16 protein-coding genes and 1 tRNA gene are annotated in these 13,805 nt (G+C 60.4%); 13 read left to right on the forward strand and 4 right to left on the reverse strand.

Going from position 1 to position 13,805, the window contains the following annotated elements; all coding sequences use genetic code 11:
• Window positions 1–12 precede the first annotated feature (12 nt).
• The 7 genes from ribD (at window position 13) to ACZ5C3_RS14110 (ending at window position 6,775) form a co-directional block, all read left to right on the forward strand.
• The gene (gene ribD, locus ACZ5C3_RS14080; protein ID WP_464030608.1) at window positions 13–1,122 is read left to right on the forward strand and encodes a bifunctional diaminohydroxyphosphoribosylaminopyrimidine deaminase/5-amino-6-(5-phosphoribosylamino)uracil reductase RibD; all 1,110 of its coding nucleotides are present in this window, start codon (window positions 13–15) and stop codon (window positions 1,120–1,122) included.
• Complete coding sequence (locus tag ACZ5C3_RS14085) at window positions 1,122–1,730, forward strand: riboflavin synthase (RefSeq protein WP_464030610.1); 609 nt, start codon at window positions 1,122–1,124, stop codon at window positions 1,728–1,730. The genes ribD and ACZ5C3_RS14085 overlap by 1 nt, the downstream gene beginning before the upstream one ends.
• Before the next feature lie 133 nt (window positions 1,731–1,863).
• Window positions 1,864–2,358: a 6,7-dimethyl-8-ribityllumazine synthase gene (gene ribH / locus ACZ5C3_RS14090; RefSeq protein WP_464030611.1), complete on the forward strand. Its 495-nt coding sequence runs from the start codon at window positions 1,864–1,866 to the stop codon at window positions 2,356–2,358.
• Window positions 2,355–2,861 carry a transcription antitermination factor NusB gene (gene nusB / locus ACZ5C3_RS14095; protein WP_464030613.1) on the forward strand — a complete coding sequence of 169 codons (507 nt, stop codon included), beginning with the start codon at window positions 2,355–2,357 and terminating at the stop codon, window positions 2,859–2,861. Before ribH ends, nusB begins: the two co-directional genes overlap by 4 nt.
• A 9-nt stretch (window positions 2,862–2,870) precedes the next feature.
• Complete coding sequence (thiL, locus tag ACZ5C3_RS14100; RefSeq protein WP_464030615.1) at window positions 2,871–3,866, forward strand: thiamine-phosphate kinase; 996 nt, start codon at window positions 2,871–2,873, stop codon at window positions 3,864–3,866.
• A gap of 392 nt (window positions 3,867–4,258) precedes the next feature.
• The gene (locus tag ACZ5C3_RS14105) at window positions 4,259–6,382 is read left to right on the forward strand and encodes a sodium-translocating pyrophosphatase (protein WP_464030617.1); all 2,124 of its coding nucleotides are present in this window, start codon (window positions 4,259–4,261) and stop codon (window positions 6,380–6,382) included.
• A gap of 240 nt (window positions 6,383–6,622) precedes the next feature.
• Window positions 6,623–6,775, forward strand: coding sequence for a hypothetical protein (locus ACZ5C3_RS14110; protein ID WP_464030619.1), 153 nt, complete (start codon window positions 6,623–6,625; stop codon window positions 6,773–6,775).
• A gap of 89 nt (window positions 6,776–6,864) precedes the next feature.
• Here ACZ5C3_RS14110 and ACZ5C3_RS14115 read toward each other — a convergent pair whose 3' ends face one another.
• On the reverse strand, window positions 6,865–7,863 hold the full coding sequence (locus ACZ5C3_RS14115) for a Bug family tripartite tricarboxylate transporter substrate binding protein (protein ID WP_464030620.1): 999 nt from the start codon (window positions 7,861–7,863) through the stop codon (window positions 6,865–6,867).
• A gap of 164 nt (window positions 7,864–8,027) precedes the next feature.
• Entirely contained in the window at window positions 8,028–8,513 is a 486-nt protein-coding gene (locus ACZ5C3_RS14120) for an outer membrane protein assembly factor BamE (RefSeq protein WP_464030622.1), read from the reverse strand.
• 126 nt (window positions 8,514–8,639) lie between these two features.
• On the opposite strand from ACZ5C3_RS14120, the gene ACZ5C3_RS14125 reads away from it, so the two are divergent.
• The 6 genes from ACZ5C3_RS14125 to ACZ5C3_RS14150 all read left to right on the forward strand — a co-directional run bounded on the left by ACZ5C3_RS14125 (window position 8,640) and on the right by ACZ5C3_RS14150 (window position 13,193).
• On the forward strand, window positions 8,640–9,182 hold the full coding sequence (locus ACZ5C3_RS14125; protein ID WP_464030624.1) for a ubiquinol-cytochrome C chaperone family protein: 543 nt from the start codon (window positions 8,640–8,642) through the stop codon (window positions 9,180–9,182).
• A gap of 11 nt (window positions 9,183–9,193) precedes the next feature.
• A complete protein-coding gene (locus tag ACZ5C3_RS14130) occupies window positions 9,194–9,784 on the forward strand; it encodes a YceD family protein (protein ID WP_464030626.1) in 591 nt (196 codons plus the stop codon).
• A gap of 179 nt (window positions 9,785–9,963) precedes the next feature.
• A complete protein-coding gene (gene plsX / locus ACZ5C3_RS14135) occupies window positions 9,964–11,025 on the forward strand; it encodes a phosphate acyltransferase PlsX (protein ID WP_464030627.1) in 1,062 nt (353 codons plus the stop codon).
• Entirely contained in the window at window positions 11,022–11,999 is a 978-nt protein-coding gene (locus ACZ5C3_RS14140; protein ID WP_464030629.1) for a beta-ketoacyl-ACP synthase III, read from the forward strand. Before plsX ends, ACZ5C3_RS14140 begins: the two co-directional genes overlap by 4 nt.
• Window positions 12,000–12,130: 131 nt before the next feature.
• Entirely contained in the window at window positions 12,131–12,463 is a 333-nt protein-coding gene (locus ACZ5C3_RS14145) for an integration host factor subunit alpha (RefSeq protein WP_464044112.1), read from the forward strand.
• Window positions 12,464–12,497: 34 nt separating this feature from the next.
• On the forward strand, window positions 12,498–13,193 hold the full coding sequence (locus tag ACZ5C3_RS14150; protein WP_464030631.1) for a MerR family transcriptional regulator: 696 nt from the start codon (window positions 12,498–12,500) through the stop codon (window positions 13,191–13,193).
• Between the two features lie 78 nt (window positions 13,194–13,271).
• Here the strand turns inward: ACZ5C3_RS14150 and ACZ5C3_RS14155 are convergent.
• A tRNA-Pro gene (locus ACZ5C3_RS14155) sits at window positions 13,272–13,349 on the reverse strand.
• Window positions 13,350–13,468: 119 nt separating this feature from the next.
• Window positions 13,469–13,675 (reverse strand): hypothetical protein, encoded by a 207-nt coding sequence (locus ACZ5C3_RS14160; protein WP_464030633.1) that lies wholly within the window; start codon window positions 13,673–13,675, stop codon window positions 13,469–13,471.
• Window positions 13,676–13,805: the final 130 nt, after the last annotated feature.

Genomic DNA, 13,805 nt, shown 5'->3' on the forward strand with positions numbered 1-13,805 from the left:
ACGGCATCGAAGATGCAGTCACAACCTTCTGACCAGCGCTTCATGCGCCTGGCGCTGGAGCTTGGCCGGCGCGGGCAAGGCCGTACCTGGCCGAACCCGGCGGTCGGAGCAGTCATCGTCAAGGATGGCGTCATCATCGGCCGTGGCTGGACCCAGCCCGGCGGACGCCCACATGCTGAACCCGAAGCACTACGGCGCGCTGGTGAAGCGGCACGCGGCGCAACGCTTTATGTCACCCTTGAGCCATGTTCGCATTTCGGCCGGTCGCCGCCGTGTGCCGATGCGGTCATCGCGGCAGGCATCGCGCGTGTCGTGTCAGCCATCGAAGATCCCAATCCAGACGTCGGCGGGCAGGGACATGCCCGGCTGCGTGCTGCGGGCGTCGAGGTCGATGTCGGGCTCCTTGCCGATGAAGCTGCACGGGATCACGCCGGACATTTTCTGCGGGTGAGCGAGAAGCGGCCTTACATCATTCTCAAGCTTGCACTGTCGGCCGATGACAAGATCGCGGCTGCGGGATATCGCCCGCTCGCCATCACCGGTGATGTCTCCCGGTCCCGTGTTCATCTGTTGCGGGCTCGCAGTGACGCCATCATGGTCGGCATTGGGACGGCGCTTGCCGACGATCCGCTGCTCACCTGCCGCTTGCCGGGCATGGAAGACTTATCTCCCGTGCGAGTGGTGTTGGATCGCGCCCTGCGGCTGCCCGGCGACAGCCGGTTGGTTCATACCGCGCGCCAGCATCCGCTCTGGGTCATGGCGTCCGATCTGGCCGAGGCGCCTGCCGCTGCCAAACTCGGAGGGGCCGGGGTGCACATCATGCGCATCCCGGCTATCGCCAATCAGCCCGGCCTTGATCTGAAGGCTGTCTTGCATGCGCTGTCCGATAAAGGCATCACGCGGCTGTTGGTCGAAGGTGGCGCGCGGGTGGCGTCGTCGCTTCTCGCGGCGGATCTCGTGGACGAGGTCTGGCTGCTGCGCGGACCAAGCGAGATCGGTTCCGATGGGATCGCCGCACTCGATGCACAGCCGGTATCCGTGATCACGCATTCGCCGCGCTGGCAGGTGCGTGCTACTGAGACGCTGGATCAAGACACTCTCACAATTTACGAGCGAGCTTAATGTTTACCGGTATCGTCACCGACGTGGGTGAAATTGTCAGCGCCGCGCCGACGGCGCAGGGCCAACTGCATCGGTTGCGCATTGCGTGCCGCTACGATCAAACCACAATCGTGGATGGCGCATCCATTGCCTGCAACGGCGTGTGCCTCACGGTGGTGGCCTCGGGCGTCGACCAGGGCAGAACGTGGTTCGATGTCGATGCGGCGGCTGAGACGTTGCGCCTGACCACAGCGAAGGGCTGGGGGAAGGGAACACGGCTCAATCTCGAGCGTGCACTCAAGATCGGCGATGAGCTTGGCGGCCACATCGTGGCGGGGCATGTGGATGGTATCGCGACCATCGTCTCGCGCGAGGATCTGCCCGATATGGCGCGATTTGCGCTGCGCGCTCCTCGTGAACTCGCAAAGTTCATCGCTGCAAAAGGCTCCATCACGCTCGATGGTGTGTCATTGACGGTCAATACCGCTGTGGACGACGTCTTCTCTGTGCTCATTATCCCTCACACGCTGCAGGTCACCACGCTGGGTGGTTGGCGCGAGGGCTCTGAAATCAATTTCGAAGTCGACTTGATGGCGCGGTATGCGGCGCGGCTGACGGAGATGAAATAGCAGCCATACGCAGGGCTTAATTGCCTTGGCATTGTTTGAGGCTGCGGTTACAACCGCCGCTTACCCCGATATGTTGACAATCTGCATAAGCACATTGTCGTTGTAGAATAATGTGAAAAGACCGGATGGGACGATGGCTGAACCGCGCCGTGCAGAACTGAAAGACGAAACCGATATTAGCGGCTCGCATATCGTCATCATCGAGGCTCGGTTTTATGATGACATTCAGGATGCCCTGCTGGCCGGTGCGACTTCTGAGCTGGATGCCGCCGGAGTGGGGTACGACGTGATCAGCGTTCCGGGCGCGTTGGAAATTCCGGCAGCCATTGCGATCGCACTCGATGCATCAAAGAAGAACGGCCGGCCTTATGACGGCGCGATTGCGCTGGGTTGCGTGATCCGCGGTGACACGATCCATTTCGAAATCGTGTCCATGGAGTCGTCCCGTGCGTTGATGGATCTGTCGGTTGCGCGGAGCCTGCCGCTCGGCAACGGCGTGATCACGGTCAATACCACCGAGCAGGCCTGGGAGCGTGCGCGGGCGGACAAGCTGAACAAGGGTGGCGATGCGGCCCGTGCTGCACTGACAATGATGCGTATCAAACGCCGTCTGGCAAAACCGCTATGAACGACACGAAGAAAAACGCGGACAAGAATTCCGGCGAGAAGAAAGCCAACCGGCGCGGTGCAGCGCGGCTGGCCGCCGTGCAGGCGCTCTACCAGATGGACATCGGCGGCGCCGGCATCAACGATATCTTTGCCGAGTTTGAAAGCCACTGGCTCGGCAACGAAGTCGAAGGCGATACGTATCTGCCCGCTGAAGCCGCGTTCTTCAAGGATGTCGTCGCCGGTGTTGTGCGCGACCAGGCCAAGCTCGATCCGTTGCTGGATGACGCGTTGAGCAGGGGGTGGCCCCTCAAGCGGATCGACGCGATCCTGCGCGCGACCCTGCGCGCCGGGGCCTATGAGCTCGAGCATCGCAAGGATGTTCCGGCCCGCGTTGTCGTGAAGGAATATGTCGACGTCGCCAACGCCTTCGTCGATCGTGATGAGACCGGCCTCGTCAACGCGGTCCTCGACCAGATCGCCCGGCAATTTCGCGCGGACGAGTTCTCGCGCACAAGCGGCTAGTGTGGTGGCATGACAGCGCGCGGCCACAGTGGTTCCGGTGAGGACAATCTGATCGCGCGTTACTTCCGCCCGCTCGCGACCAACCCGGGCGCGCTGGGTCTCATCGACGATGTGGCGATCCTGGCCGCGAACGGTCAGAACTTGGTAGTGACCACCGACGCTATTGTCGAAGGGGTCCATTTTCTTCCCGACGATCCGCCGGACACGATCGCGCGCAAGGCGCTGCGCGTAAACCTCTCGGATATTGCTGCCAAGGGCGCCAAGCCTGCCGGCTTTGTGCTGACACTCGCGCTGCGTGACGCCAGCGAGGCGTGGCTCGCACCATTTGCAAAAGCCATTGGCGAAGATGCGGAGGCGTTCGGCAGCCCGCTGCTGGGCGGTGACACGGTGTCGACGCCGGGTCCTTTGATGATTTCGATCACCGCTTTTGGACATGTTCCCGTCGGCAAGATGGTCCATCGTGCCGGGGCGAAGGCCGGAGACAGGGTTGTCGTGACAGGGACCATCGGCGATTCTGCGCTCGGCTTGCGGATCTTGCGGGGAGACATCCCGCGCGAAAGCCTCGATGCGCCGTCGCGGGAACAATTGGTGCAGCGTTACCGGGTGCCGGAGCCCCGCAACGCGATCGCGCTCGCGGTTCGTGAGCATGCCAGTGCAGCCATGGATGTTTCGGATGGTTTGGCCGGCGATCTTGCCAAGCTGTGTGCGGCATCCGGCGTCTCCGCAGTCATCGACATCCCCGCTATTCCGCTGTCAGAACCGGCACGCACCATGCTGGCTGAGGCGCAGGTGACCCTGGAAAACATCGTCGCCGGGGGCGACGACTACGAAGTGCTTTGCACGGTTCCCGAGAGCCGCTGGGATGCGTTCTCTGCCGCGGCGACGGAAGCAAATACGCTTGTCACCAGTATTGGCAGGGTTGTTGCGGGTCAGGAGACACCCCGGTTCATTGATGCGGATGGGAACCACATCACGCTGAAACGCCTGTCTTACAGCCACTTCTGAGCTTTTCGCACCGCAACCGTTCAACGTTGTAACGTCTAAAAACTCTAGTGTGGTGGTTCAGAAGTTCGCTCCATTTTTCCCGCGCGTCCTTCCAGCGAACTTCTGAACCTAAACCACACTAGAATCATAAATTTGCCAGTGTCCTTTCGAATCCAAAGTTCGCTACGGAGCGTGCCGCAATATGAGGCGAACTTTGGATTCGGGACACTGGTGTGATCAAACCGCTGGCGCCGTTGCGTCGCGAATATGATTTTGGCATGCTTCGTCCCGAATTGAGGCTGCTCCTCTGTTCTCTCTCGGGGTTTGCCTCGTTTTACGTCCTGACCGCTTTGTGCGGAGCAAAAATAATTTGGGGCGTTGGGGAAACACACGGGATCTGAGGCAAAAAATAGATGACAGCTTTGTGGTTGATTGTGCTCGCTGGAGCGCTTTCCATTGTCTACGCCATCTGGGCAACATCGTCGGTGCTCAGTGCGGACGCGGGTAATCCGCGGATGCAGGAAATCGCCGCCGCAGTACGCGAAGGCGCGCAGGCCTATCTCAGGCGGCAATATACAACGATCGGTATCGTCGGCATCGTGATCTTCGTGCTGCTGGCTTACTTCCTCGGAATCCTTGTGGCGGTCGGCTTCCTGATCGGTGCCGTGCTTTCCGGCGCTGCAGGCTTCATCGGCATGAACGTCTCCGTTCGCGCCAACGTGCGCACTGCACAAGCGGCGACCAAGTCGCTCGCAGGCGGTCTTGAGCTGGCGTTCAAGGCAGGCGCGATCACAGGGCTGCTGGTTGCAGGCCTCGCGCTCCTCGGTGTCACGCTTTACTTCGGCTATCTCACTCAGATGCTGGGTCTGGCGCCGAACAATCGCGTCGTCATCGATGCGATGGTGGCGCTCGGCTTTGGTGCGTCGCTGATCTCGATCTTCGCGCGTCTCGGCGGCGGTATCTTTACCAAGGGCGCAGACGTCGGCGGCGATCTCGTCGGCAAGGTGGAAGCGGGCATCCCGGAAGACGATCCGCGCAACCCGGCGACCATCGCAGACAACGTCGGTGACAACGTCGGTGATTGCGCCGGTATGGCCGCCGACCTGTTCGAGACCTACGCCGTGACAGCGGTGGCCACCATGGTGCTCGCCGCGATCTTCTTCGCTGGGGCACCTGCGCTTCTGCCCAACATGGTGATCCTGCCGCTCGCGATCGGCGGCATCTGCATCCTGACCTCGATCATCGGTACCTTCTTCGTGAAACTGGGTGCCAGCCAATCGATCATGGGTGCGCTCTATAAGGGGCTGATCGCGACGGGTGTGCTGTCGCTGTTTGGTGTGGCGTTCGTCATTCACCGGCTGATCGGCTTCGGTCCGCTGGCAGGCGTGAACTACACGGGCCTCGCACTGTTCGAGTGCGGCATTGTCGGCCTTGTGGTGACCGGTCTCATCATCTGGATCACCGAATACTACACCGGCACGGACTTCCGTCCGGTGAAGTCGATCGCGGCATCCTCGGTTACCGGACACGGCACCAACGTGATCCAGGGTCTCGCGATCTCGATGGAGTCGACGGCGGGTCCCGCCATCGTCATCATCGCGGGCATCCTGGTCACCTACAGCCTTGCCGGTCTGTTTGGCATCGCGATCGCGACAACCACCATGCTGGCGCTCGCCGGTATGATCGTTGCGCTCGACGCGTTTGGCCCGGTGACCGACAACGCCGGCGGCATCGCGGAAATGGCGGGCCTTCCGAAGGAAGTCCGCAAGTCGACCGATGCGCTCGATGCGGTCGGCAACACCACCAAGGCCGTAACCAAGGGCTATGCCATTGGCTCCGCCGGTCTCGGCGCGCTGGTGCTGTTCGCCGCCTACAATGAAGATCTCAAGTTCTTCATCGCGAACAGTGCGAAGCATCCTTACTTCAACGGTGTCGTTCCGGACTTCTCACTGAACAATCCGTACGTCGTGGTCGGCCTGCTGTTCGGCGGCTTGCTGCCGTATCTGTTCGGTGCGATGGGCATGACGGCGGTTGGCCGTGCGGCCGGCGCCATCGTGGAAGAGGTGCGTCGTCAGTTCCGCGAAAAGCCGGGCATCATGCAAGGCACCGACAAGCCGGACTACGGTAAGGCGGTTGACCTTCTGACCAAAGCCGCGATCAAGGAAATGATCATTCCGTCGCTGCTGCCGGTGCTGTCGCCGATCGTGGTCTATTTCTTGATTTATGTGATCGCGGGCGGCGGTGCGGCCGGCAAGTCGGCGGCTTTCTCGGCCGTCGGTGCGATGCTGCTCGGCGTGATCGTGACGGGTCTGTTCGTTGCGATCTCCATGACGTCGGGAGGCGGCGCATGGGACAACGCCAAGAAGTACATTGAGGACGGCCACTACGGTGGCAAAGGATCGGAAGCTCACAAAGCAGCCGTGACCGGCGACACCGTCGGCGACCCTTACAAGGATACGGCAGGTCCGGCCGTCAATCCGATGATCAAGATCACCAACATCGTCGCGTTGCTGCTGCTGGCAATTCTGGCACACTAACAGGCGGCAGACTGCAATAGACCAAAACCCCGCAGCGCAAGCTGCGGGGTTTTTCTTTCGCGAATTGGCTGCCGGTTCGACAAAAACTCAACGGCGAAAGCTCGGTGATTCGGTTCGAATTGATGACAATTCGAGCGGGCTGCACCGGATATATTTTCGTGCCTGCCTGGAAACCCGCCTCAGTTGCCGCGTTATCTGCGTTCGATGAGGACGCAAAGCTTTCAACGAGGGAGCGAAGCTATGGCAGCCGATGATGGAGATCCGTTTGAGCAGGGGAAGCTCGCTCGGTTCAACAATGAGCCGCACGAAAATCCCTATCCTAAAAACTCCGAACAGCACGACCGCTGGGAGGCCGGCTACAAGTTCGTGGACCACGGTCTGACGGCCGTGTGATGGAGATCAGCTAGAAGACAAAACGGCCGTCCGAACGACGGCCGTATCTTTTTGGACGCATCGATGTCGGCAAGCGAACGCGATGTTCGTCAGTTGACGTCCATCTTCAGCCCTTCCTTGTCGATGATGCCGGCGAACTTTTTGATCTCGGCATTGATGAAGGCCGTGAACTGCTCGGGCGTTCCATAGTCGGGGACGGCGCCCATCTGGCTGATGTTCTTCTTGATGTCGTCGCGCGCCAGCATCTTCTTGATCTCGCCATTGAGTGCGTCGACCGCAGGCCTTGGTGTGCCTTGTGGCAGAAACACACCGAACCAGGATGAGACGTCAAAGTTCGCAAGCTCCGGCGCGCTTTCCCGCATCGTCGGAACGTTCGGCGCCATGAAGCTGCGCTCCGGTGTGGTGACGGCCAGCGGGATGAGTTTGCCATCCAGCGCCTGCGGCAGTGTTGGGAAGAGGTTGTCGAACAGGATCGCGATATCGCCTCCCAGCGCTGCGGTGAGGGCGGGGCCTGCGCCGCGGAAGGGAATATGCGTCATTTTCAAGCCGGTCAGTTGCAGAAACCAGACAGCGGTCAGATGCGGGCTTTGTCCAACGCCGGACGAGCCGTAGTTCAGCTTGTCCGGATGGGCTTTGAGGTAAGCGATCAATTCCGGAATCGATTTGATGCCGCTGGAGGGATGAGCAGACACGATGTTCGGAATTCGGATCGCGTTGCTGACGGGCTGCAATTGGTCGGCTTTGTAGGGCAGGCTACGGAAGATGCTGTAGGCCACCGCGTTCGGCCCCGGATTGCCGATTAGGATGGTGTGGCCATCTGGCTTCTGCCGAACGAAATCGGCCGTGCCGATGGTGCCGCCCGCGCCTGATTTGTTGTCGACGACCGCCGATTGTCCCCACGCCGCTTGAAGATGTTGCGCGAGATAACGCCCGATCACATCGGTGCTGCCACCAGGGGCCGCGGGCACAACGATGCGGATGGTCTCGGTCGGACGCCAGTCCGCTTTCGCGCGGCGCGGCCAGAACGGTGTTGTGGAGAGTGCGGCAGCACCGGACAGCACGGTGCGGCGAGACAGCAAACGCGTCATCGTTATCCTCCCATGTGCATCTCTTTGCGAGATTTTTATTGGGAGAGCGTACCGGCCGTATTTCCCAGCGGCAAGCCGAGGCGGTTGAGGAAGTTCTGAAGGTATTCGCAACGCAAAAGCCCCGCAGCACTGCTGCGGGGCTTCATGATGTCACAGGCCGCCGATTACTTTGGACTGAGGAGTTTGAACAGCGGTGTCAGATAGCTCATTTCCTGACCGCTGGTCGGCGTGGTGCGGCTGATGAAGTCGAAGATCTTGCCGTCCTTGAGCCCGTAATTGGCGATACGTTGGACGGTTCGGTTTTTGTCGAAATAGATCGCGATCACGCGCTGGTCGACCACGCTCTGCGGCATGAAGGCGACTTTACGCTCTGAGCGCTGGGAGATGTAATAGAACACCTCGCCGCTCAGGGTCGCGACGGTGGAGGGCGTGCCCATCACGATCAGGACCTGATCCTGGCTGGCGCCGATCGGGATTTGCTCCAGCGCGCCGTCCGGCAGGATGTAGCCCTTCTGGAATTGTTCGCCTGTGCAGGCGCCCAGGACGCCGCAGACGACAGCCACTACAGCGATTGCACGCAATTTCCGCCAGCCGGCAATAAAGCCGTGCCAGCCTTTGGTCGCAGGACCAGCTTGACCGGTAACAGTCATACTTGGGATTGACCTTCCTCTTGCGTCGATCGAAGCGTTGACGTACCGGGCAGGGCTTCCGATTTCAACACTCCAGAAGCCACGGGTTATCTAATAAGTCCCTAAAGCTTCAACGCGGAACCAAAAATGCTCTGGCCCTTCAATCGCTTCAAAAATTCTCAGGCCCCGTCGCGCGGCACCATTGAAGCCATCTATGGCATGATCGTGGCGCAGGCGCGACAACCGGACTTTTACGAAAGCCTCAACGTGCGCGATACGGTTAATGGCCGGCTGGATATGGTCATTCTCCATATGTGGCTGGTGCTGCGCCGTTTGCGGTCGGTGGAGGGGAGCGAACAGCTGGCGCAGGCCCTGTTCGATCATTTCTGCACCGATATGGACGACAATTTGCGTGAAATGGGGGTCGGCGATCTAACCGTGCCGAAAAAGATGCAGGCCTTTGGCGAGGCTTTCTATGGTCGATCCACCGCCTATGACATGGCGTTTGAGGCCGGGGACGAGGAGCTGACCAAGGCGCTGATGCGCAATGTCCTCAACGGTGAATTCCCGGACAGCGCCCGCGTCCTTGCAAACTATGTGCGGGAGGTCAGTGCGGCTCTCAATGCCGCGGAGCCCAAGGCTCTTTACTCGGGGGCGTGGACGTTTCCCAAGCCGATGCTTAATTCTTAAGTGTCGATAGCATGAGCAAAGCGGGCGAGATGACTGACAAGATGATTCCCTGGAGCTTCCTATTTGCGGTGGCTCAGCTGCCCGAGCAGGGCTCACATCAGACTTTGGAAACCTCGGCCGAGCAGCGTGCCGCGATCGCAGTCCTCGGGGACCTGCCTGCGGTGATGAAAGCGAGGGCCGAACTGAATTTGGCCCATGCGCCGGGTGGCCAGGTTCACGTCACCGGGCGCGTGCAGGGGCGTGTAGAACAGATCTGTGTGGTCACCCTCGATCCGGTCGAGAACGATGTCGATGAGCCGATTGATATCATGTTCGCGCCGCCCTCGCAGATCCCGGTGAGCGCGAAGGTCGTGCAGTCGGAAGAAGGGGAAGAGTTCGAGATTCCCGATCCGCCGGAGCCCATCGTCAACGGCTTTATCGATCTCGGCGTGTTGGCGACCGAGTTCCTGTTTCTAGGACTAGATCCCTATCCACGGAAGCCTGGGGCGGAGTTTGTCCCGCCGGAAGTTCCCGTGGACCCGGAGGAACACCCCTTCGCTGCCCTGAAGGCGCTTAAGGAGGCCGACCCAGGCTCCAAGGCCAAGAAGCCAAGGAAGAAGTGAAGAAACCGGGTATAGGGCCACTGACCGAACCGCTCCGCCCGGTCAAGGCGTTGTGTCAGACAACGAAAACGCTATTGTCGCTGCCCGGCTGGGGGCCGGTACCGTGTTTTGGTCCGCCTTTGCCTCAGGCCCAACCCGCGGTTCTTTAAGGCCGCAAAAATCAGGTTTCCAGGACGCCCATGCCGCAAAAGGTTCGAATCGCGCTTGACGCCATGGGCGGCGATTTCGGTGCGTCGGTGGTTGTCCCGGGGGCGGCACTGGCGCTGACGCGGCATCAGGATGTGGAATTCCTGCTGTTCGGCGATAGCACCCTGATCAATGCCCAGCTGGAGCAGCATCCGGCCTTGAAGGCGATTTCACGGGTGGTTCACGCGGACATCGCCATCAGCATGGATGAAAAGCCAAGTCAGGCGCTGCGGCGCGGCCGCAAGAAGTCCTCCATGTGGCTGGCGATCGATGCGGTCAAGAATGGCGAGGCGGATGTTGCCGTCTCGGCCGGCAACACCGGTGCACTCATGGCCATGGCCAGACTCAACCTGCGGATGCTGCCGGGAATCGATCGCCCGGCCATCGCCGCGGTGTGGCCGACGGTGCGCGGTGAATCGGTGGTGCTCGATGTCGGCGCGTCCATCGGCGGCGACGCACGCCATCTCGCGTCGCTTGCGGTCATGGGCGGTGCGATGGCCCAGGTGCTGTTCGATCTTGAGCGTCCGAGCGTCGGTCTGCTGAATATCGGCGTCGAGGAAGTGAAGGGCGTCGAGGAGGTTCGCGAGGCTGCGGATCTGCTCCGTGCCATGAACCTGCCTCAGCTTGATTTCATCGGTTTCGTCGAGGGCGACGGCATCGGCAAAGGTGCCGCCGACGTCATCGTGACCGAGGGCTTCACCGGCAATATCGCGTTGAAGACTGCTGAGGGCACCGCGCGTCAGATCGCGGAATATCTGCGCAGTGCGATGAGCCGGACCTGGCGCTCGAAGCTCGGTTATCTTTTTGCGCGCGGCGCCTTTAATGCGTTGCGCGACAAGATGGACCCTCGCAAGGTCAATGGTGGTGTTTTTCTGGGACTGAACGGTGTGGTCATCAAGAGTCATGGTGGCACCGACGCGGAAGGCTTCGCCTCTGCTGTCGATGTGGGTTACGACATGGTTCGCTACGATCTCCTGCCAAAAATCAATCATACACTTAACCGCGACGGCAACGCACTTTCCAAGGTGCCGAGCGCGCAGGAGGCTGTCTCGTGACTGTGATGCGTTCGGTTGTGCTTGGCTACGGCGCTTATCTGCCGGAGCGCATCCTGACCAATGCCGAATTGGCGACGATGGTCGACACCTCGGATGATTGGATTGTCCAGCGTACCGGCATCCAGCAGCGCCATATGGCGGCGGAGGGAGAGTTCACTTCGCACCTTGGTCTGAAGGCGGCACAGGCCGCGATCGCCAAAGCGGGGATCGATACACAGTCGATCGATCTGATCGTGCTCGCGACATCGACGCCGGACAACACCTTTCCGGCAACCGCGGTGGCGATCCAGAACGGGCTCGGCATCAACCATGGCGCCGCCTTTGACCTTCAGGCCGTCTGCTCGGGTTTTATTTTCGCACTTGCCACTGCGGACAACTTTCTCAGGAACGGCGCCTTCAAGCGTGCGCTGGTGATCGGCGCCGAAACCTTCTCGCGCATTCTGGACTGGAACGATCGCGGCACCTGTGTGCTGTTCGGCGACGGAGCCGGCGCGGTGGTGCTGGAAGCCCAGCCGCAGGCGGGAACTTCAGCCGATCGCGGCATCCTTACAACTCATCTGCGCTCTGACGGGCGCCACAAGGATAAGTTGTTTGTGGACGGCGGACCATCGACGACTCAGACCGTGGGGCATCTGCGGATGGAAGGGCGCGAAGTGTTCAAGCATGCGGTGGGCATGATCACCGACGTGATCGTCGATGCGTTCGAGGCAACGGGTACAACCGCAGAAGACATCGACTGGCTGGTTCCGCACCAGGCCAACAAGCGCATCATCGATGCATCTGCGAAGAAGTTGCATATTGCGCCGCAGAAGGTCGTGCTGACTGTTGATCGCCATGGCAACACGTCGGCGGCGTCGATTCCACTTGCGCTTGCAGCGGCCGCTGACGACGGACGCATTAAGCGGAATGATCTCGTGATGCTCGAGGCGATGGGTGGCGGCTTTACTTGGGGCTCCGCGCTATTGCGCTGGTAGGCATTTGTCTAAAATGCCGACCGTATTTTAGCTATAAACTTCATGCCGTTGCATTGATGAGCAAGGTTGACCCTCGCTCACTAAGCTCATAATTTCAGACTAGATTTTTTTCGCCGTGAGCGGGGCGGGCGATGACCGGAACCGGAAAGACAGTCACACGTGTGGACCTGTGCGAAGCCGTCTACCAGAAGGTAGGGCTGTCGCGCACGGAATCCTCTGCGTTCGTCGAATTGGTGTTGAAGGAAATCACTGACTGCCTTGAGAAGGGCGAGACAGTGAAGCTTTCATCGTTCGGTTCGTTTATGGTGCGTAAGAAGGGCCAGCGAATCGGCCGCAATCCAAAGACGGGAACGGAAGTTCCCATTTCTCCGCGTCGCGTGATGGTGTTCAAGCCTTCGGCAATCCTGAAGCAGCGGATCAACGGCAATCACAGCGCCGAAAGCGCCAATGGTTCCGACGACTGACTGAGCGGGACGGCCCTCAGCAAGGAGCATGCATTTGGACAAAGCGCCGGATGCATTTCGGACGATCAGCGAAGTCGCCGATGACCTCGACGTGCCGCAGCACGTCCTGCGTTTCTGGGAAACCCGGTTCAACCAGATCAAGCCGATGAAGCGGAGCGGCGGTCGCCGCTACTACCGCCCCGACGACGTCAACCTGTTGCGCGGGATTCGCCGGCTGCTGTACGGCGAGGGTTATACAATCCGTGGTGTGCAGCGCATCCTGCGCGAGCATGGCGTTAAATCTGTGCAGAACTTGACTGATGCATCGGAGCGGCCTCCCGCGCTGTTCGACGGACCGGCTCTTGTCGAGACGCTCCACGACGAGACAGCGCCCGAGGAGATGGACGGCGTTGAGGATGATGCGGTCCATGACGACGAGGATGGTGACGAAGAGGCCGGTCACGAGTCATTCCCGTCCACGTTCTCAGCTCTTGATCGCGGGGCCCGGCTGCGCGACGCTGCGGTCCTCCATGGCCCGGTATTGCCCAGCCCTGTCATTGCCAAACCTGTGCAGCCCAGCCCGTTGGGCAGCGGGCCGTCCGGCGCTGAGGCTTATGCCCCGCCAAGCATCCGAAACAGCAACAATGGCATTGGCGGTGTGAAGCCGTCCGATCGCGGCAAGCTGCAGGCCGCACTCGATGACCTGATCGGGGCGCGAGCTCTGATCGACGAGGTTCTGAAGGAGGGGTAGGGCTTAAGGGGCGGCGGATACACCCGGTCCCTTGATGGGGCAGGCGGCGTTCCGGATGAGGTTCTCTTGAAAAATCAATGGTCGGAGCGAGAGGATTCGAACCTCCGACCCCTAGTCCCCCAGACTAGTGCGCTAACCGGGCTGCGCTACGCTCCGAACCGTGCCAGACGGCACCGCTGCTGTACCGTCGTTCGCTCGTTCGCGCAAGGAGGCTGGCGCCCGGTTTTCTCGGTCTGTACACGGGACTCAGAAGGTCTCAATCCAGGTCCAATCGCTTACGCTTGTCCCAATTTCGAGGGGGCCGGATCAGAAAGCGTCATATCCTCAAGCCGGGCGGCATGGGTGATTTCGCTCAGCCGGTGGTGGAACTCCGGCGACGCCATATCGCAACTGAGCTCATCAAGGCCGTGCTTGTTCGCCAGGGAATTGATGATGTCGAGTTCCAGATCGAAGATGACGATCTCGGTGTTCTTCAGCTTCAAGACGCATTCGCTCCCCAAGCCTACACGGATTGGCCAGGCAGCAAATCAACGGGTATGGATTCACTTCGCAACGACCGACCGAGTGTTTTTTACACCAGGTTGACGACATTCCATCCCACAAATTGGATCA

It is taken from the genome of Afipia dichlorophenoxyacetatis, assembly GCF_055386385.1.